A 19,120-nucleotide genomic window follows, 5' to 3' on the forward strand; every position below is an offset into this window, starting at 1 on the left:
GGGCATGCAGTCGTGGCAAGCCCTCCGATGCCATATCGGCTCTTGAAGCTGGCTGAGGGTCATGGGTAATCAGGATCCAGCATGTACAGCAAGTCGCGAACGGCTTCGAGCATTTCGCGTACATCTTCGGTTGTTACTGTTTCTTCACGCCCGTGCACTAGCTTGTTCCGCAATTCGATACCCTTCTTGATCACGGAAATTACCTTTTTAGGTGGTCGACGAACTTCACCGTTAATCTGATTCCTTGCGGGCAGTTGCGCCATGTAGTTGCGCAACATCAGATCTAGTGGCGGAGACTGTAAGTTCTCGACAATCCAAGTCACTGACGGATTCAAGTCCGTCATAGTTGTCTTGAATCCGGTCTCTGCTGCGGCAATCCCCATTACAAGTGCACTTCGAGGATTGTCCCGTTGATTCTGCCATGCTTCACGAAAAAGATCGTGATACAGCGGTTGCTTGGATTGAAACTGAATTAGGGTTTCGACATTCGCTCGACACTCCTCATCGAAATCGGCGTCCTGCACTTCTGGCATATGGAGAGTGAATACTCCGGCGATCATTTGACGGTTCAAGAACCCATGCTCGTCGATAATCTTCTCGCCCTTGCTGTCATCGTGCCATCTCATAGATGACCATTCGCTCTGAAGTCCCAATGGTCCACCGACGATTCCCATGCGCCAACGAACCACATTGAATATTTCAGACGCCATGCGGTCCATACTCCCGTGCAACGCAACTATGAAATCGCGATAGTCGTCAGGCAAGTTTGTAAACCCGTTCTGATTCTCTCCTCCAAGACTCCAATCGATTTCTGCCTCTCCGGTAAACACGACGCGTACCGAATCCGGAATGTCATCCTTGCGATGAATTGTTTGTACAAGCACTTGCGGTTCTTCATCCTCGCTGAACACATGTATGTAACGCATGAACAGCGAAAACATCTGCTTGGGATCATCGAATTGGATTGCCCCAAATTCCTTTAGCGGCGGCTCAAATCTCCACGGATCTAATCGGTAATATGTTTGGAAAAACATTGCGCATCCCCATAAGCCGTTTTTTCACTGAAACCAAAATTATCACTCTGGTTCAGCGAAAGGAAATTTAGGCCATCGCTCGGTGAAGTGAAGTGCAATGCTGCTCTGCAAGCGACATCCTCCCGGCCCCTCGGCCATCCCCCAGACCATCCCTCACCAACTTTTCCTCTCTAAAAAGTGAACTCCTCTACACTTTTTATCTCAACCAGCACCAGGACCTTAAAAAGTGCACTATCGTACACTTTTAATTGCTGTTTGCTCTTACCATGAGTTAAGGTGTAACAACCTACACTTTTTTTCGTGATCATGATGGCAGACGCATCGTTGCAAGCCGGCCCGAAAGAACTGGATCCCGCCTCCCTGGGGCTGGCGATCCGCGAGAGACGCAAGGCCGCCAGGATGACCCAGGAGGTGACGGCCTCACTGTGCGGCATCTCCAAGAAGACCCTGATCAAGATTGAAAAAGGGGGAGATGTCTACCTCTCGACCCTGCTGCAGGTGATGAAGGCGCTGGGGCTGCACTTGCAACTGGTGCAGGAAGTGGGCTCACAGGTAGCGAGCGGCAACAGCCAACCCGAGGTCGGTGATGATGAATGGTTCTGAGCGCCATCGGCTGGAACTTCGGCTGGGTAACCAGCTGATCGGCCATCTCGAGTATGACTCCAGCCAGGATGCGTTTCAGCTCGGCTATACACCTGAGTGGCAGGCGCGTGGCTTCCCGCTCTCCCCCCCACTGGCGCTGGATGGATCGGCCAGCAGTGCCCAGATCCGGGCGTATCTCGGCAACTTGCTGCCTGAAAATCGCGGGCTGGACCATCTGATTGAGGCGCTCTCCGTTTCGCGCAGCAATCTCTTTGCCCTGATCCACGGCATCGGCCGCGATGTCTCCGGGGCTGTCACCTTTACCCTGCCCGCAGAGCCCGACGTCCCCACCCGGTTTCGCCCCATCACCCCAGAGGAGCTGTTGCTGCGCCTCGAACAGCCCGAGATCTGGCCGCTGGAAGTCTGGGATGGTCGCCCCCGCCTCTCGGTTGCGGGTGTGCAGGCCAAGCTCAACCTGCTGCGACTCGAGGGGGCGCTGGGATTTGGCGAGGGCGAGCTCTGTTCCACCCACCTCCTCAAGTTCGAGCATCACCCTCATCTGGTGATCAATGAGTTCGTGACCATGCGACTGGCCGCACTGCTGGGCATGCCGGTGGCGCGGGTCGAACTGCACAGGGTCGGCCAAGGCGATAAGTCCCACCGAAGCTTGCTGGTGGAACGGTTCGATCGGCGCCTTGACGAGGATGGCTTGAGGGTGCGCCGTCGTCACATGATCGATGCCTGTCAGGGGCTGGGGTTTCCCGTCGCCCGAAAATATGAACGCAACTTCGGTGACGGGCGAGACGTGGCCCATATTCGGGAAGGGGTGAGCCTGCCACGGCTGTTCAGTCTCAGCGCACTTTGCGTCAATCCGGCGCAGGCCAGACTGGACATGCTGCAATGGCTGCTCTTCAACCTCTGCGTCAACAATCACGATGCCCACGGCAAGAACTACAGCTTCTTCGTATCAAAAGCAGGGCTGATGCCCACCCCCTGGTACGATCTGGTCAATGTGGGGCTTTACCCCGAGTTCAACCAGCATCTGGCCATGGCCATAGGCGACGAGTTTGCTCCCGAGGCGGTCAACGCATGGCAGTTGCTGGAGATGGCCGAGGCATGCGAGCTGCCCAAACGCCTGTTGCAGCAGACCTTGCACAAGATGGCCAGCGACATACTGCATCAGCTTGATGCCGCCATCGCCCTGGTTGAGACAGACAATCCCGCCGAGCTGGCTTATCTGGCACGTTACAGAGACGACGTTGAGCACCGTTGCCACCATTTTCAGGCGCAGGCGACGCTGTTGCCCGAGCTGCAACTGTAGCCAGACCTTGTCCACCCCCATGGGACGCAACCCGGCCTTGAGCCCATGACGGGCATTGCCTACAATGACCCACTTTTTATCACACTCAGGTAAATAAAATGAGCGACAACAAACCTGCACTGCCCGACCGTCTGGCGGCCAACCCGCGCAGCCCGCACCATGTGGCAGAGTGCTTCGAGCACGAGATCGGCATTCGCGTAAACGGCAAGGAGCGCACCAATGTCGAGGAGTACTGCATCAGCGAAGGTTGGGTGAAGATCCCCTCCCCCAAGGCCAAGGATCGCTACGGCAACCCCATGCTGATCACCGTCAAGGGCACCGTCGAGGCTTTCTACGCCTAAGCGGCCCTGACCGCGCGCCCCGCCGGGCCCGCCGCCATGCTGTTCAGAACACCGGCCTTGCGCCGGTGTTCTGCTGTTGAGGGCGGCCCAAGGTGACAGGCGCCTCTCTCTTTGTTCTCTTTTACCTTCCTGTTTCTTCCTTTCCCTCCCTTTCTTTCGCCTTTTCCTTTTCATCTGGACCCTGATCCGGCTGGCGAGCCGCCTTTGGCATCCAGGCAGGGCGACACTCTTGTCATCCCTGCCGGTTTACCCAGGCCATCACAGCATCACTCACCCTCGGGAGCGCGACTTGCCGCCCTGCCAGCGTTGCAGCGCAGCCCCCGCCAGCACCAGCAGGATGCCGAGCAGATCGCTCGCGGCCAGCCGTCCGGCCAGGGCATCGAGCAGGGCGCCCCCCGCCAGTTGGCCCGTGACGATGAGCAGGGCGCAGGCCAGGGCGCCGATCCGGCCGATGGCCCAACTGCTGATGGCGACGAAGAGCGCCCCCAACACCCCGCCGAGCAGCAGCCAGGGATCGAGACCGGCGAGCCGCTCCCAGGGTGCCCCTTTGAGGATGAGCAGGGCGCCGAGCAGCCCGAAGCCGAGCAGGTGGTTGGCAAGGGACGCCGTCATGGCGCCCCGAGCGCTGGCGAGGCGGCCATTGAGGGTGCGCGACAGGCTCACCGTCACGCCGTTCAGCAGTCCCAGCAGGATCAAGAGGGTCATGGTGTCTCTCCTAATGCAGCACGATGAGCAGGGCGCCGGCCAGCACCAGCAGGGCGGCGAGCGCGTCCTTTCCCGAGGGGCGGCGGCGAGCCAGTCCGAGCCAGCCGAGGCCATCGCACAGGGCCCCAAACAGCAGCTGGCCGAGCAGCAGCAGGGCCAGGGTGCCAGCCATGCCGAGGGGCGAGTTGAGGCAGAGGGCCGCCAGCACCACGGTGAGCGCCCCCGGCAGACCGCCGAGCCAGGCCCAGGGCGGGGCCGCCTCCGGCGTCGAGGGCCTTGGGGAGAGCCACCACAGGAGCCCGGCCACCAGGCTGCCGACCCCGTGGGCCAGCCAGCTCGCGAGCCAGGGGTCGGTGGCGCGGGCCAGGACGCCGTTCTGGGCGATCATCAGCGCCAGCAGCAGGCCGGCGGCGAAGGCGGCCAGGGCACCCAGAGTCTGGCCAAGTGTCTGGCCGAGGGCGGGGCGGCCGGGGCCGCGGTCAACAAGCGGGGGGATCATGGGGTTGCTCCTTGGTTCAACTGACGAGCATGGTAAATTGTTTTTGATTTGGGGATAATCTACCCTCCTGGAACAACATTGTTTCCAAAACGAGAACAAGATGAACCAGGAAGCCTTCGCCCTGCTCCCCGCCTTCGTCGCCGTGGTGGAGTCGGGCACTTTCTCCGGCGCAGCCCGTCAGCTCGGCCTCAGCAAGTCGGTGCTGAGCAAGAAGGTGAGCCAGCTCGAGCAGGCCCTCGGCTGCCAGCTCCTCTATCGCACCACCCGCTCCCTCACCCTCACCGAGGCGGGGGAGCGCTACTTCGAGACGGTGCGCCATGCAGTGCGCCTGGCCAGCGACGGGGAAGATGCCATCGGCGCCCTGCAATCGGCCCCCCGCGGCCTGCTGCGGGTGACGGTGCCCATGGTCTATGGCCGGCGCCACATCGCCCCCCTTGTCCCCGAGTTTCTCGCCCTTCACCCCGAGGTGCAGTTGCAGCTGGAGATGAGCGACGCCCGGCAGGATCTGGTGGCCGAGGGGTTCGACGTGGCGGTGCGCATCGGCGATCTGGAGGATTCGAGCCTGGTCGCCCGCCGCCTCGCCCCCTGTCTCAGCACCCTGTGCGCCGCCCCCGCCTACCTGGCGCAGGCCGGTACGCCCCGCACCCCGGCGGATCTCGAGCGCCACAACTGCCTCTTCTACTCCCTGTTTCGCGGCGGCACCCAGTGGCGGCTGCACGGACCCGAAGGAGAGGTGGCCATCACCCCCAGGGGCAATTTCGAGGTCAACAACAGCGATGCCATTCACACCGCGCTGCTGGCGGGGCTTGGCATCGGCAACATGCCGGACTTCATCGTGGCGCGGGATCTCGCCATCGGGCGGCTGGTGCCCGTCCTGCCAGACCATGCCCTGCCCGAGCACGGCATCTGGTGCGTCTATCCCAAGCGCCGCCACCTGCCCGCCAAGGTGGAAGCCTGGCTGGCCTTCCTGCAGGAACGTCTGGGGCTGCGCTGAGGGGGGTCATCGGGATAACCGGAACGGTTCACGTTTTTTCATCGGGAAGGGAGTAGAGTAGGCAGCAAACCAAGCATCTGTTTTTATTGGAAAAGCATTCAGGGGACGAGCCACGGCATCGCGCCCCGCACCCCAGAGGGAGCCCCATGATGAAGAAAACCGCGATTGCCCTGACCCTCACCAGCCTGCTGACGCTGCCGCTCGTTGTCTCATCCGATGCCTGGGCCGCCCCGGTGCGCTCCCTGCAAAAGGAGCAGAATTACGAGCAGTTCATCAGCAAGCGCCAGGTGGTGGATCAGCTGCTGGCAGACGCCGCCCGCATCTTCCACTCCACTGCCCGGGTCTCCGATGCGGGCTTCACCGCCAAGATGCCGAGCAACATGGAGCAGGTGACCACCCTGTTGCTGGAGGCCCACCAGCTCGAGCCCTATCGCACCGATCTGCTCATCTCGGCGGCCAACGCCCAGATCTACAACGGCAACGTGGACAGGGCCATCGCCCTGTTCGAGCAGGCCCTCACCGCCGCCCCGGACGATCTGGACATCAACACCTATCTGGCCACCTGGCAGCGCTTCAAGGGCAACCAGGCCAAATCCGATGGCTACCTCAAGCGGGTCGGCGAGCTCAATGCCGGTCGCGCCGCCGACTTGCAGCGACTATTCGCCACCGTGGACAGGGTGGTCGCCACCCCCCTCAAGGAGCGTCAGGGACGGGGCGAGAAGAAGGGGCGCCGCGCCATCGTCACCCTGGGCTATGCCCTCAATCCCGATGGCTCCATGCACGACATCCTGCTGGGACGCCTCGAGACCACCCGCGCCCTGGCCCAGGCAGATCCGGCAGCCCTCGTCATCCTCACCGGCGGCGTGCCCCAGAACCGCCAGACCGAGGGCAAGCTGATGGCGGACTGGCTGGCGAAAAAGGGCATCGACCGCTCCCGTATCATCGAGGAGAACTACGCCACCAGCACGGTGGAGAACGCCCTCTACAGCGGCTATGCCCTCGCCCGCCACGAGATTGAGTTCGCCACCCTGGTGAGCTCGGCGAGCCATGTGCGCCGGGGCCAGACCCTGCTGGAAATCGCCTGCTGGCAGAGCGGCCCGGCGAACATCCGCATCGACAGCGTCGCCTACCCGGACAAGCCCCTCTCGGCCCTGGCCAAGGCAAGCCCGGAGGAGCTGCTTGGCATCTACCGGGACGCCCTGCGCACCTATGGCCTGTGGAGCTACCGCTCGGCCCCGCTGGTGGAGCGCTGATCCCCCGGCATGGCGCCCAGCAAAAAGCCCGCCGGCTGGCGGGCTTTTTCATCATCTGACGGGCCTGGGTGTTGCTATCGGCTCTTGCGCTCCGGCCACCAGGGTGAAGCCCCGATGGTCGGTCTCAGCCCTTGAGCTCCAGCACGGTGGTGAAGCCTCCGAAGATCATGCGGGCGCCATCAAACGGCATGGTCTGGTGCAGGGGATTGGCGGGGTCCATCCTGGGGTCCTGCATCATCTTGCCCATGGCGTCGTCCCGCACCGCCTTGCTCGGCCACTCCACCCAGGAGAAGACCACGGTTTCATCCTCCCTGGCCGCCACCGCCCGGTAAAAGTCGGTCTGCTTGCCGTGAGGCACGTCGTCCCCCCAGCACTCCAGCACCCGGGTGGCGCCGTATTCGAGGAAGATGGGGTCAAACTGCCCCGCATGATCGATCAGGGCCTGCTTGTTGGCCGTCGGCACGGCGAGCACGAATCCGTCCACGTATGACATCAGAGGTTCCTCCTGTGAGTGAGGATCTCAGCATAGCAGCCGCCCATCAGCCCGCGCTCTGCGCCGCCCCGCGCAGCCAGCCATCACAACGAGACCAGCCGCTCCAGATCGCTGCGGGTCAGGCGCTTGCTGTCCACCTTCACGTAGAGGGAGTGCTCCTCGCACACCAGCAGCACGTCGCTCACCCCCTCGCAGGCGCGGATCCGCTGCTCCAGGGCCGGGGTGGCCTCGACCCCTTCCGGCAGCACGATGCGCAGGCTGCTCACATAGGGGGGCTCGGCCATGGTGAGGCTCACCCCGAGCCAGGCGAGGGCCAGGGCGGCGCAACCGCCAAACACCAGGGGGCCACCCCCCAGGCTGTAGAGCAGGCCGCCGAGACTGCCGCCGATGGCAACCCCGAGGAACTGACTGGTGGAGTAGACCCCCATGGCGGTGCCCTTGTAGCCCGGCGGGGACTCCTTGCTGATGAGAGACGGCAGCAGTGCCTCCATCACGTTGAAGCCGATGAAGAAGAGCTGCAACCCGGCGAGCAGACCCCACAGCTGCTGGCCGCTCTGCCAGAGCACCAGCTCGGCGGCCAGCATCACCACCACGCACCCGATGAAGACCCGCTTCATCTGGCGGTGCTTCTCGGCATAGATGATGAGGGGCACCACGCTCACGAAGGCGATCAGCATGGTGACCAGATAGGCCTGCCACTGGCTGTCACGGGGCAGGCCCGCACGTTCCAGCAGGGGCGGCAGGGCTACGAAGCTCGACATCAGCAGGGTGTGGACGCAGAGGATGCCGAGGTTGAGTTTGAGCAGGCGAGGGTTGGTGAGCACGGTACGAAAGCTGCCTCGCACCATGGCGGACTCGCGATTTTGCAGGTGGGCCGCCGGGGTCGGCACCACCCAGAGCACCATGGCGATGGCGGCCAGGGCCAGCAGGGCGATGAGCCAGAAGAGGCCGGACAAGCCCAGGGCATGGGTGATGAGGGGGCCGGTCACCATGGCGATGGCGAAGGTGATGCCAAAGCTCACCCCGATGAAGGCCATCGCCTTGGTGCGATTCTGCTCCCGGGTGAGATCCGACAGGAGCGCCATGACGGCGGCGGAGATGGCGCCGCTCCCTTGCAGGGCGCGCCCGACGATGACCCCCCAGATGGCGTCGCTCAGGGCGGCGATGACGCTGCCAAGGGCAAACATCAGCAGGCCGCCAACGATGAGGGGCTTGCGCCCCACCTTGTCGGAGAGCAGGCCGAAGGGGATCTGGAACAGGGCCTGGGTCATGCCGTAGATGCCGATGGCAAGCCCGATGAGCGCCTCGGAGGCGCCCGCCAGGGACATGCCGTAGGTGGTCAGCACCGGCAGCACCATAAACATGCCGAGCATGCGCAGCGAGAAGACGGAGCCGAGCGCCCAGGTCGCGCGTCGCTCGCCCCTCGTCATGGTGAAATCATTCATGAGGGCCTCGATGAGTCAAAAAGAAGAGAGAAAGAAAGGGGTGACAGGCGCCCGGCCGCCCCGAAAAATCGGCGATGCCCCTCGCAGGGCGGCGCCCATAATAGCAGAGCCGGGAAGATTCCCGGCTCTGGATTTCATGCATTTCAGGGGTGCAGTTCACACTATCAGGGCAGCATGCTCACCAATACAGGCGCTGCGTCCGGCTGGAAGTCCACCGACATCATCATGCTCAGGCAAGTAATGGTGACGATGGAGAACATGAACAGCTTGCGCGCCCAGAGGGAGTCGTCCACCGCCGCCTTGTAGCCCGACAGCGCCATCCCCAGCCACCAGACGCTCACCGCGGTGGCCACCACCAGATACTTGTACCCGGCGTAGCCGCCGAGGAACAGCATCAGGGTCGGCACCATGAACGCTAGGATGTAGAGGGTGATGTGGAGCTTGGCCACCGGGATCCCCTTCACCACCGGCAGCACCGGGATGTTGGCAGCCTGGTAGTCCTTGAAGCGGAAGATGGCGATCGCATAGGAGTGCGGCATCTGCCACAGGCTGAAGATCGCCAGCAGGATCAGTGCCCCCGAGTCGAACTGCCCGCTCACCGCGCAGTAGCCGATGACCGGCGGCGCGGCGCCGGAGAGGCTGCCGACCAGGGTGCCATAGACCGAGTGGCGCTTCATGTAGAGGCTGTAGACCCCCACATAAACCAGGAAGCCCAGCACCGCCAGCAAGGCGGCCAACGGATTGGCCGCAAAGTAGAGCAGTGCAATGCCCGCAACGCCCAGCGCCGTCGCATACCAGAGGGAGACACCGGGGGCGATGAGCCCCCGCACCAGGGCACGGTTCTTGGTGCGCTCCATGATGCAGTCGATGTCCCGGTCGATGTAGTTGTTGAACACGCAACCGGAGGCCACCACCAGTGACACCCCCACCATGGTCAGGATGAACAGGGGCACATCCAGGCTCCCCTTCGAGGCCAGCAGGAATCCCCCGATAACCGAGATGAGGTTGCCGAAGATGATGCCCGGCTTGGTCACTTGCAGGTATTGCTTCATCATCATCAACCCGCTCAGTGAACCATCATGTTGATGTTGAGGTTGTACATGATCCACAGGGAACCCACGACCACGATGGCGATGATGAGCACGGTAAAGACCAGTGCCACCAGGTTCCAGCGCTCCTCGGAGGAGGTGTTCATGTGCAGGAAGTAGACCAGGTGTACGAAGATCTGCACCACCGCCATGGCCACCACGGTGCCGAGCACCACGGCGTGGGAGGCGGAGCCGTCCATCACCATCCAGAACGGCACGGCGGTCAGGATGAGTGACAGCACGAAGCCGATCATGTAGGACTTGACGCTGCCGTGGCTGGCGCCGTGATTGTCAACGGAATGACTCATTTACATGACCCCCATCAGATAGACCACGGTGAAGACGCAGATCCATACCACGTCGAGGAAGTGCCAGAACAGGCTCAGGCACATCAGGCGAGTGCGGTTGCGCTCGGTCAGCCCCTTCTTGGTGATCGACACCATCATCACGATGATCCAGAGCAGGCCGCTGGTCACGTGGATACCGTGGGTCCCCACCAGGGTGAAGAAGGCAGAGAGGAAGCCGCTGCGATCCGGGCCCGCCTCGTGCACGATCAGGTGATGGAATTCGTAGATTTCCATCGCGATGAAGCCGGCCCCCAGCAGGAAGGTGACGAACAGCCAGGTGTTGACCGCCGCGACCTTGTTCTTGTTCATGGCCAGCATGCCGAACCCGAAGGTGATGGAGCTCAGCAGCAGCAGCATGGTTTCGGCGAACACGAACGGCAGTTCGAAGATGTCCTTGCCGGTGGGGCCGCCGGCAGTGCCGTTGACCAGGACCGCATAGGTCGCGAACAGGGTCGCGAACAGGATGCAGTCACTCATCAGGTAGATCCAGAAACCGAATACCTTGGTGGCACCGGCATCGTGGTGCCCATCCTCATGAGCACCGTGAGAGTGATGTAGTACGTCAGTCGCCATGGAATTAAGCCACCTTGTTGATGTTGTCGAAATGCTGACCTTCGATGCGCTCGATCTCGTCAACCTGTACGTAGTAGTCCACATCGTCGTTGAAGCTGTGGATGATCCAGGTGGCGATCATGCCGATGAAGCCGGCGATGGCCATCCACCAGATGTGCCAGATCATGGCAAAGCCGAACACCACGCTGAAGGCGGCGATGATGACACCGGCACCGGAGTTCTTCGGCATGTGGATGGGGGCATACTGGGCAGGCTTCTTGTAAGCGCTGCCGTCAGCCTTGGCTTCCCAGAAGGCGTCCAGACCGGTGACCTTCGGCTCGATGGCGAAGTTGTAGAACGGCGGCGGAGAGGACGTCGCCCACTCCAGGGTACGGCCACCCCAGGGATCGCCGGTCAGGTCGCGGTTCTTCTCGCGGTCGCGGATGCTGACCACGATCTGGATGACCTGGCACAGCACGCCCAGGGCAATCAGACCGGCACCGCAGGCGGCGACCACCAGCCAGCCGTGGAACTCGGGATCGATGTTCTGGCTGACACGACGGGTCATGCCCATGAAGCCCAGCACGTAGAGCGGCATGAAGGCCACGAAGAAGCCGGTGATCCAGCACCAGAAGGCACGCTTGCCCCAGACGTCATCCAGCTTGAAGCCGAACGCTTTCGGGAACCAGTAGGTGATACCGGCGAAGCAGCCGAACACCACGCCGCCGATGATGACGTTGTGGAAGTGGGCGATGAGGAACAGGCTGTTGTGCAGCACGAAGTTGGCGGCCGGCACGGAGAGCAGTACCCCGGTCATGCCACCCACGGTGAAGGTGATGATGAAGCCGACGGTCCACAGCATGGGCGAGGTGAACTCGATGCGACCGCGGTACATGGTGAACAGCCAGTTGAAGATCTTCACCCCGGTCGGGATGGAGATGATCATGGTGGTGATGCCGAAGAAGGCATTCACGTTGGCGCCGGACCCCATGGTGAAGAAGTGGTGCAGCCAGACGATGAACGACAGCACGGTGATTGCCACGGTCGCCCACACCAGGGAGGTGTAACCGAACAGCTTCTTCTTGCAGAAGGTCGCTACCACTTCGGAGAAGATCCCGAACACCGGCAGCACCAGGATGTACACCTCGGGGTGACCCCAGGCCCAGATCAGGTTGATGTACATCATCATGTTGCCACCCATGTCATTGGTAAAGAAATGGGTACCCAGGTAGCGGTCTGCGGTGAGCAGGGCGATGGTGACGGTCAGGATCGGGAAGGAGGCGATGATCAGGATGTTGGCACACAGGGCGGTCCAGGTGAAGACCGGCAGGCGCATCATGGTCATGCCAGGGGCACGCATGCGGATGATGGTGGCGAAGAAGTTCACGCCGGTCAGCAGGGTCCCCAGACCCGAAATCTGCAGACTCCATATCCAGTAATCGACCCCGACCCCGGGACTGAACTCCAGCCCCGATAAGGGCGGATAGGCCAGCCAGCCGGTCTGGGCGAATTCACCGACCCCGAGGGAGACGTTGATCAGCACCACGGCCGCGGCGGTGAACCAGAAGCTCAGGTTGTTCAGGAAGGGGAAGGCCACGTCACGGGCACCGATTTGCAGCGGCACCACGATGTTCATCAGACCGATCACCAGCGGCATGGCCACGAAGAAGATCATGATGACGCCGTGGGCGGTGAAAATCTGGTCGTAGTGATGGGCGTTCAGGTAGCCTTCGCCACCCCCGGAGGCGATGACCTGCTGGCCACGCATCAGCACGGCGTCGGCAAAGCCACGCAGCAGCATGACCATGCCCAGAATGAGATACATGATACCGAGGCGTTTGTGGTCGACCGAGGTCAGCCACTCTTTCCACAGGTATTGCCACTTGCCGTAGTAAGTGATGAGACCGGCGATGGCCAGGCCCCCCAGAATGATACCGGCTATCGTGACCATGATGATGGGTTCATGGTACGGAATAGCCTCGAGTGTCAATTTTCCAAACATCGATTATTCCTCGGATCCTGCTTTCACACTCTTGTCGGCCGACATGGCCATGTGTCCGGCATGGGCGTCATGGTTCATGGCCTGGTTCTCCATGGCGTCCTCTTGCGAGGCCTCATGGTTCATCCCTTCGTGGTCCATGGCACCCGCTTTCGGGGCGGCGTCATGGTTCATGGCCTCGTGGTTCATGCCCTCGTGATCCGCGGAGCCCGCAGCCGGGGTGGCGTGACCACCATGGGACATGCCGCCCATGAACTTGTTGATGATGTTGACGAACAGCTTGGGATCGGCGCTGGCGAAGTACTCCACCGGGTGGTTTTCGCTCTTCTTGGCCAGGGCATTGAACTCATCCATGGTGCTCAGGGCCTTGGAAGAGGCCTTCACCTTGGCTACCCAGGCGTCGAAACCGGCTTGGTCCTGGGTCGCGATGACCTTGAACTTCATGCCGGAGAAACCGGCACCGCTGTAACCGCCGGAGATGCCCTTGTACTCGCCCGCTTCGTTGGCAATCAGGTGCAGCTTGGTCTGCATGCCGGCCATGGCGTAGATCTGGCCGCCCAGTTGCGGGATGAAGAAGGAGTTCATCACGGTGTCGGAGGTCACCCGGAAGTTGACCGGGGTGTTGACCGGGAAGGCCAGCTCGTTGACCGACGCAATGCCCAGCTCCGGATAGACGAACAACCACTTCCAGTCCAGGGAAATGACATCCACCTGAACCGGTTTGACGTCCGATTCTAGCGGCTTGTAGGGGTCGAGGGAGTGGGAAGTTTTCCAGGTGATCACCGCCAGGATGACGATGATGATGACGGGTACAGTCCAGACGACTGCCTCAATCTTGTTGGAGTGGGCCCAGTCCGGCGCATAGGTGGCACTTGTGTTGGACGCCCGGTATTTGTAGGCGAACGCCACCGCCATGACAATCACGGGCACCACCACGATCAGCATCAAGCCGAGTGCGGTGAGTATCAGTGACTTCTGCTCCACACCGACCTGCCCCTTGGGGCTCATCAGTGCCATGTCGCAGCCACTCAGCAAGCTGGCGGTCGCGAGCAGCAGCAAAGCGCCCAAGCCCCTCTTCACATCAAAGAGTCTCATGCAATGTCCTCATCTTTTGAAGGCTTATTGGTATAAAAAAATGTAGCATTTTATTGCATCAGACCAGCATGTGAACAACATGAAAAATTAATCCCAAAAATGTTCAAAAGGTGATGGAAAGCGGTATCAGATGTTAATCCCTTGACAATGACCAATTTATTCAAGTTACACCGCGGCAATTCATCTTCCGTTAATCTTTCGCGCCACCAAAAGTGACCACCAATTAACCAAAAAGATCCATCTGGTCTGTTTTTAACCCGCCATTGCGATCAAAAAAGAGCCATACAGCCCCTTTTCGACTCACAGGTCATTTCTCCACACCTTGATCTGGATGGGTATTTTTCGGGGAAGATTAAAAAAATAATTAATCAAACGAATGTGTGATTAACTTCCCGTCCCCCGACAACGGTCGCAACCCCTGGCGCCAGAAGGCACACTTCGTAACAAAACGGGCCCTTGTGCGGGTCCGTTGACAATCGTTTTCTCTCCCTCACTCGGAGTCGGAGTCAGGAGTGATCGTGTTCCATCCGGGTCGCCACGGCGATCCGGTTCCAGGCGTTGATGGTGACCACCTGCATCAGACACTGGGCTAGCAGGGTTTCCCCCAGTTGGGCCAGCGCCGCCTAATAGGTCTGCACCGTGAGCCCCTTGTCGGCGATCAGGGTCACCTCGTCGGTCAGGGCCAGCACCGCCCGCTCCCGGGCGTCGAACAGCGGCGACTCCTGCCAGGCGGCCAGCGCCAGCAGACGCTGGGCGCTCTCCCCGTGCTTCATCGCCACGTCGGAGTGCATCTCGATGCAGTAGGCGCAGCCGTTGATCATGGACCCCGGATGGGGCGGTGAGCTGATTGTTCACTTTTTCATTTTTGATTAGAATATCGTCATAACCTGCAACAGTTTTGCGTTTATCGCAAAGGTTAATCCATGCTGGATCGCATCCGCATCCTGGCCCAGGTGGTGGAATCGGGCAGTTTCTCCCGTGCCGCCCGCGCCCTCAACCAGGCCCCCTCCTCCGTGACCCGTGCCATCGACGCCCTGGAGCAGCAGCTCGGGATCCCGCTCTTCAAGCGCAGCACCCGCCAACTGGTGCTGACCGAGCAGGGCGCCTATTTTCTCGCCCGCTCCCTGCCCCTGCTGGAGGAGGCGGATCAGCTGGTGCAATCCCTGCAACCCCTCTCGGTGGCGCCAGAGGGGCCGCTGCGGGTCTCGGTGTTCGAGAGCTTCGGCGCGTCCTGGCTCTCTCCCCGCCTGCCCGACTTCCTCGCCCGCTACCCCGGGGTGCGCCTGGAGGCTGCGCTGGACAACCGCATGGTGGATCTCGATGCCGAGAACGTGGACGTGGCGGTGCGCATCGGCAAGCCCGCCGACAGCAGCCTGCACACTCGTCATCTGCTCACCAACCGCTCGCTGCTGGTCACCTCCCCCGCCTATCTGGCCCGCCATGGCGAACCCGCCCATCCCGCCGAGCTGGCCCACCACAACTGCCTCATTCGCGGCCATGGGCGCCAACGCCAGCACTGGTACTTCCAGCAGGGCACGGAGCGCGAGAAGGTGGCGGTGCAGGGCAACCTCGCCTCGGTCGGGGGCACGCCCCTGCTCTGCGCCGCCCTCGCGGGGTCCGGCGTGCTGCTGCTGTCGAGTTGGATGGTGCAGCAAGGCATCGACGAGGGCACCCTGCTGCCGCTGCTGCCAGAGTGGCTCGCCTCCCCCTACGAGGATCGCCAGGACGAGATCCACGCGGTGTTTCGTGGCGGCCGCTTCCTCAAACCCCAGACCCGCGCCTTCATCGACTTTCTGGTCGAGGCGATCAGGCCCCTGCAAGGGCCGCGCTGACCGCAACAGAGCCTCCTGGCGAAACGCTGAAAACGCAGACGCCGGGCACAGGGCCCGGCGTCTGGAAATGAGGGTCGCCACGGCGACCGCTCAGCGTGATTTTCGCCCGTCAGGGCTTGGGGAGAGCCCCCGGTAATCCCCGTAGGGGAAGATGTTGCGCAGGCGCTGGGCCACGGGCTCGGGGATGGAGCGGGAGAAGACCAGCCTCACCCCGTTGCCGTCCCGCAGGCCCAGGATGCGTCCGCGCACCGGCTCATGGTGCAGGATCTGGGTCGCCTGGGTCACAAAGCGCGGCGGCACCGAGCCCCGCTTCACCACCACCTTGCCCGGCGCGAGCCGGACCTCGAAAAGGGCGCCGCGCCCCAGCGTCATCAACCACCCGATCAGGGCTATCGCCACCAACAGAGACAACCAGGCCATTGCGTCTTCCTCCCGTCAACCCGATATTCGCCAGTATAACCGGGGGCGCCTCACCATGACCCGGCCGCCATCACGCTTTCACTCACTGCCGGGCCTTATCGGCGCCCCTTGCCCCAGGCCACCAGGGTATCCCGATAGAGGGCGAGCAAGGCCTGATCCCGCACCGCGACCCCGACCTGCTGGGCCGGGCAGTCGGCCCACTCGTCATGGGGATGGCGGGTGTCGTCAAATTTTTGCAGGGTATGGCCGATGGCGGGCCCCTCGGTGATGACCCGCACCGGCCCCTTGCGCAGGGTGAACAGCGCAGGATCGATCACATAGGCGATGGCGGAGGGATCGTGCACATGGCACCCCGCCATGCCGATGCGCTCGGAATAGAAGCGCAGGTAGAAGCGGCTGACATCCCACAGGAAGCGGCCCGGCTCCCCCGCATCGTCCCGCAGGGCATCCAGATAGTCGGCGGTGAAGATGCTCTGCTGGGTGACGTCGAGCCCGATGATCACCAGGGGCCAGGGGGCGGTGAAGACCCGGTCCGCCGCATCGGGATCGTCGTGGATATTGGCCTCGGCATAGGGGGTCACGTTGCCGCGATGGCCGTTGACGCCAAAGGCACCGCCCATCACGACCACTTCTTTCACCAGGGCGGCTACTTCGGGGGCCGCCTCGAGCGCCAGCGCCAGGTTGGTGAGGGGACCGATGGTCACCAGGGTGATCTCGCCGGGATGGGCCTTCACCGTCTCGACGATGTATTGCCAGGCCGGGCGGGGATCCGGGATGAGGGTCACCTCCCCCGCCTGGACGTCGCCAAAGCCGCTCGGGCCGTGCACCACCGTCGTCGGCCCCACGGGCTCGCGCAGCAGCGGCGCGGCGGCGCCCCGGGCCACGTCCGCCTTCATGCCATATTTTTGCTTGAGCCAGAGGGCGTTGCGGGTGCCATTTTCGATGGTGGCATTGCCAAACACCGTGGTGATGGCGAGCAATTCGATGGCAGGGTGCGCCTCGGCAAACAGAATGGCCATGGCATCGTCGATGCCGGGATCGGTATCCAGAATGATCTTGTGGGTCATGGGTCCTCCGTGAAACGAGCTGCCAGTGTAGCGGGCCGCCGCCGCTTTGACAGCACCGGGATCACAACCTCGGGGTTTCCTTTGCATCAGGCATGATGGCGGGAGCGCTCGCCCTTGGGGTCAGGGCAGGGTCACTCGGAAGGGGCGACCACGGCCTCCTCTCCCCTGGCGGTGCGTTTCAGTTGCCCCATGAATTGCTTGAAATGGGGGAGAAACCCCTTGAACAGCTCCTCTTTGCGATGCTGCATCATGACTTCGCCAAACAGCTTCAACCCGACGATAAACGCCTGATGTTCCTGCTCCGACATGGCCAGCTTCCCCTTGCTGAGCGCCAGGATGGCAAAGATGTCGTCGTGATTCTGGCAGTCGAACTGCAACGGGGGCACCTCGCGGTCCAGCGCCTGGACCTGTACACGATAAGTGTGTGGCATCTTTCATCTCCTCTCGGGCTGGGCTTTTGCCCATATGGTTGATAAAATCAATTAAACCCTTTTAAGTTGACTTTATCAACCATGAGGTTGTCAAACCGCCTCTTCCGGATCCTCGATCAGTACAAAATCGCCATGACGCAGCATTTCCGGGCACAGCAGATCGCCCTTAGCCCCCTCCATTACAAGGTGCTGCAACTGATCCATGCGCTGGATCCCGCCACGCCGCAGCTAATCGCACAGCGGTCTGGCCGCGACAAGGCGCAGGTGACGCGCCTGCTGCAGGAGATGGAGAAACAGGGGCTCATCGAGAAGCGGCCCCATCCCACTGACAGACGCAGCATCTGTCTGGCCTTGACCCCGCTGGCCTGCGAGCGGGTCAACCAGGGGGAGCAGGAGGCCGCACGGCTCGACGAACGGCTGTGTTCCCTGCTGACGCCGGCGGAGATAGCGCAGTTGCAGCAACTGCTGGACAAGATAGAAAAAGGGCTTGAGTCGACCGATTAGGGTCAGCGTCAGGGGATCCGCTGCCTGATTTGTGGCCAACCAGCGCGGCCTGTGCTGGCGGCGCCTTGTGAGCCACTCCCGGAGATGGTATCACTGGCCCCACTCTCCCCTTCCCGCCGAGGCGCCATCGTGATCACCCTGATTAAAGAGTCCGACCAGTTGAAAATGCCCTGGAAGAACAGGCAGGGCACCACGGCCCAGATCCTGATCTCCCCCCCTGGTTCGACCCTGGACAAGCTCGACTTTGACTATCGGCTGAGCTCGGCCCCCATCAAGGAAGCGGGGAGTTTCTCCCGCTTTCCCGGCTACCAGCGCATCCTGCTGCCCGTCAGCGGTGCCGGTTTCGTGCTCAACGGCCACCCCTACGCCACCTTCGAGGCGGCCCACTTCAGCGGGGATAACGAGACCCGCTGCGAGCTGCTGAAAAAAGAGGTGACGGATCTCGGGCTCATCTACCACCCGGCGCGCATCAGCGCCAACGTGCGGGTGCTGAACCTGCCCTTCCCCCTCAGCCTCACCCTGGAGGCGGACAAGTGCTACCTCTGCCACCTGCTGGAGGGCCAGCTCACCGTGCAGGGACAGCAGGTCGCACCGGGCGAGACCCTGGTGGTGCAGGGGGAGGAGAACATCCGCTTCGAGTGCGGCAAGAAGACCACCCTCGCCTTCTTTACCCTGCAGCCCAAGCAAGCCGCCGTTTAACGCCGGGGGGCACGGCCCCCGCTGTCGAGGCAGGCCTGCATGGTGTCATAGGGGGTATAGTGCCTGGTGCGGCTGTAGTAGGTGCCGCCCTTGGGGTGACAGATGCCGCTCCGGCTCTTCTTCACCGGGGGCTCGGCGGCCAGCGCGATGGCACACAGCAGCATCAGGCAACAGCCAAGCATCCATTTCACTGCATTCATGCTCTCTTTTCCGAAGGGGCGTAGGCGGGCCACTGGCCCATTTGCGGCCTATTCTACGCCGCTCATCCCCTTGCCACCCCAGACCAGATCATGAAAGCACCGCGACGCAGCGCAAGCGAAGACAAAAAAGCCGGGACCTTCCCTAATGCCGATCAGTTAAGGATCCATTGACCGATCCTCAGGCTGTGTAAGAATCCGAAACTCCTTGTTGGGTTTCGG

Annotated in this window: 22 protein-coding genes and 1 pseudogene; 8 read left to right on the forward strand and 15 right to left on the reverse strand. The window is 62.0% G+C overall.

The window, feature by feature from the left end; genetic code table 11:
• Positions 1-59: 59 nt before the first annotated feature.
• Positions 60-1,034, reverse strand: a complete 975-nt coding sequence (locus PG892_RS17765; RefSeq protein WP_270825630.1) for a hypothetical protein — start codon at positions 1,032-1,034, stop codon at positions 60-62.
• Between the two features lie 309 nt (positions 1,035-1,343).
• Here PG892_RS17765 and PG892_RS17770 point away from each other — a divergent pair, with 309 nt between their 5' ends.
• From PG892_RS17770 to PG892_RS17780, 3 genes are all read left to right on the forward strand, one after another.
• Positions 1,344-1,637, forward strand: coding sequence for a helix-turn-helix domain-containing protein (locus tag PG892_RS17770; protein WP_041213413.1), 294 nt, complete (start codon positions 1,344-1,346; stop codon positions 1,635-1,637).
• The gene (locus PG892_RS17775; RefSeq protein ID WP_124813919.1) at positions 1,621-2,937 is read left to right on the forward strand and encodes a HipA domain-containing protein; all 1,317 of its coding nucleotides are present in this window, start codon (positions 1,621-1,623) and stop codon (positions 2,935-2,937) included. Before PG892_RS17770 ends, PG892_RS17775 begins: the two co-directional genes overlap by 17 nt.
• A gap of 98 nt (positions 2,938-3,035) precedes the next feature.
• Entirely contained in the window at positions 3,036-3,278 is a 243-nt protein-coding gene (locus tag PG892_RS17780) for a DUF3297 family protein (protein WP_010673692.1), read from the forward strand.
• 270 nt (positions 3,279-3,548) lie between these two features.
• Here the strand turns inward: PG892_RS17780 and PG892_RS17785 are convergent, their stop codons facing one another.
• Both PG892_RS17785 and PG892_RS17790 read right to left on the reverse strand, forming a co-directional pair.
• A complete protein-coding gene (locus PG892_RS17785; RefSeq protein ID WP_052815874.1) occupies positions 3,549-3,983 on the reverse strand; it encodes a DMT family transporter in 435 nt (144 codons plus the stop codon).
• Positions 3,984-3,993: 10 nt separating this feature from the next.
• Positions 3,994-4,482 carry a DMT family transporter gene (locus tag PG892_RS17790; RefSeq protein WP_119197464.1) on the reverse strand — a complete coding sequence of 163 codons (489 nt, stop codon included), beginning with the start codon at positions 4,480-4,482 and terminating at the stop codon, positions 3,994-3,996.
• 100 nt (positions 4,483-4,582) lie between these two features.
• On the opposite strand from PG892_RS17790, the gene PG892_RS17795 reads away from it, so the two are divergent.
• Both PG892_RS17795 and PG892_RS17800 read left to right on the forward strand, forming a co-directional pair.
• Positions 4,583-5,476: a LysR family transcriptional regulator gene (locus tag PG892_RS17795; RefSeq protein ID WP_216986836.1), complete on the forward strand. Its 894-nt coding sequence runs from the start codon at positions 4,583-4,585 to the stop codon at positions 5,474-5,476.
• Between the two features lie 149 nt (positions 5,477-5,625).
• Positions 5,626-6,729, forward strand: a complete 1,104-nt coding sequence (locus PG892_RS17800; RefSeq protein WP_124813483.1) for an ElyC/SanA/YdcF family protein — start codon at positions 5,626-5,628, stop codon at positions 6,727-6,729.
• A 124-nt stretch (positions 6,730-6,853) separates the two neighbouring features.
• Here the strand turns inward: PG892_RS17800 and PG892_RS17805 are convergent, their stop codons facing one another.
• The 8 genes and pseudogenes from PG892_RS17805 to PG892_RS17840 form a co-directional block, all read right to left on the reverse strand.
• Positions 6,854-7,222 carry a DUF1428 domain-containing protein gene (locus PG892_RS17805; protein ID WP_010673687.1) on the reverse strand — a complete coding sequence of 123 codons (369 nt, stop codon included), beginning with the start codon at positions 7,220-7,222 and terminating at the stop codon, positions 6,854-6,856.
• Positions 7,223-7,305: 83 nt separating this feature from the next.
• The gene (locus PG892_RS17810) at positions 7,306-8,667 is read right to left on the reverse strand and encodes an MFS transporter (protein WP_124813482.1); all 1,362 of its coding nucleotides are present in this window, start codon (positions 8,665-8,667) and stop codon (positions 7,306-7,308) included.
• 164 nt (positions 8,668-8,831) lie between these two features.
• Positions 8,832-9,725 carry a heme o synthase gene (gene cyoE / locus PG892_RS17815; RefSeq protein WP_270825632.1) on the reverse strand — a complete coding sequence of 298 codons (894 nt, stop codon included), beginning with the start codon at positions 9,723-9,725 and terminating at the stop codon, positions 8,832-8,834.
• A gap of 8 nt (positions 9,726-9,733) precedes the next feature.
• Positions 9,734-10,063, reverse strand: a complete 330-nt coding sequence (locus PG892_RS17820; RefSeq protein ID WP_010673684.1) for a cytochrome o ubiquinol oxidase subunit IV — start codon at positions 10,061-10,063, stop codon at positions 9,734-9,736.
• Positions 10,064-10,711: pseudogene (locus PG892_RS17825) on the reverse strand (cytochrome o ubiquinol oxidase subunit III); the annotation flags it as partial. It abuts the gene before it with no gap.
• Positions 10,680-12,656 (reverse strand): cytochrome o ubiquinol oxidase subunit I, encoded by a 1,977-nt coding sequence (gene cyoB, locus PG892_RS17830; RefSeq protein WP_041211612.1) that lies wholly within the window; start codon positions 12,654-12,656, stop codon positions 10,680-10,682. The gene cyoB and the pseudogene PG892_RS17825, both read right to left, overlap by 32 nt.
• Positions 12,657-12,659: 3 nt before the next feature.
• The gene (gene cyoA, locus PG892_RS17835; RefSeq protein ID WP_080989980.1) at positions 12,660-13,748 is read right to left on the reverse strand and encodes a cytochrome o ubiquinol oxidase subunit II; all 1,089 of its coding nucleotides are present in this window, start codon (positions 13,746-13,748) and stop codon (positions 12,660-12,662) included.
• Positions 13,749-14,371: 623 nt separating this feature from the next.
• On the reverse strand, positions 14,372-14,569 hold the full coding sequence (locus PG892_RS17840; RefSeq protein ID WP_223917181.1) for a carboxymuconolactone decarboxylase family protein: 198 nt from the start codon (positions 14,567-14,569) through the stop codon (positions 14,372-14,374).
• Positions 14,570-14,671: 102 nt separating this feature from the next.
• On the opposite strand from PG892_RS17840, the gene PG892_RS17845 reads away from it, so the two are divergent.
• Positions 14,672-15,580, forward strand: coding sequence for a LysR family transcriptional regulator (locus PG892_RS17845; RefSeq protein WP_052815582.1), 909 nt, complete (start codon positions 14,672-14,674; stop codon positions 15,578-15,580).
• Positions 15,581-15,670: 90 nt separating this feature from the next.
• Here PG892_RS17845 and PG892_RS17850 read toward each other — a convergent pair whose 3' ends face one another.
• The 3 genes from PG892_RS17850 to PG892_RS17860 all read right to left on the reverse strand — a co-directional run bounded on the left by PG892_RS17850 (position 15,671) and on the right by PG892_RS17860 (position 17,498).
• Positions 15,671-16,000, reverse strand: coding sequence for a DUF3634 family protein (locus tag PG892_RS17850; RefSeq protein ID WP_039039207.1), 330 nt, complete (start codon positions 15,998-16,000; stop codon positions 15,671-15,673).
• Positions 16,001-16,095: 95 nt separating this feature from the next.
• Complete coding sequence (locus PG892_RS17855; protein WP_102948684.1) at positions 16,096-17,067, reverse strand: nucleoside hydrolase; 972 nt, start codon at positions 17,065-17,067, stop codon at positions 16,096-16,098.
• A gap of 131 nt (positions 17,068-17,198) precedes the next feature.
• Entirely contained in the window at positions 17,199-17,498 is a 300-nt protein-coding gene (locus tag PG892_RS17860) for a DUF3861 domain-containing protein (RefSeq protein ID WP_042014216.1), read from the reverse strand.
• Between the two features lie 81 nt (positions 17,499-17,579).
• Between PG892_RS17860 and PG892_RS17865 the strand changes: the two genes are divergently transcribed.
• Both PG892_RS17865 and PG892_RS17870 read left to right on the forward strand, forming a co-directional pair.
• Positions 17,580-18,002, forward strand: coding sequence for a MarR family winged helix-turn-helix transcriptional regulator (locus PG892_RS17865; RefSeq protein WP_052815264.1), 423 nt, complete (start codon positions 17,580-17,582; stop codon positions 18,000-18,002).
• 129 nt (positions 18,003-18,131) lie between these two features.
• Positions 18,132-18,701, forward strand: a complete 570-nt coding sequence (locus PG892_RS17870) for a HutD family protein (RefSeq protein WP_052815265.1) — start codon at positions 18,132-18,134, stop codon at positions 18,699-18,701.
• Here the strand turns inward: PG892_RS17870 and PG892_RS17875 are convergent.
• Entirely contained in the window at positions 18,698-18,901 is a 204-nt protein-coding gene (locus PG892_RS17875) for a hypothetical protein (protein ID WP_039039209.1), read from the reverse strand. The two genes, PG892_RS17870 and PG892_RS17875, sit on opposite strands and share 4 nt — an antisense overlap.
• Positions 18,902-19,120: the final 219 nt, after the last annotated feature.

The organism is Aeromonas sp. QDB68 (genome assembly GCF_027707405.1).
Lineage (GTDB): Bacteria > Pseudomonadota > Gammaproteobacteria > Enterobacterales > Aeromonadaceae > Aeromonas > Aeromonas caviae.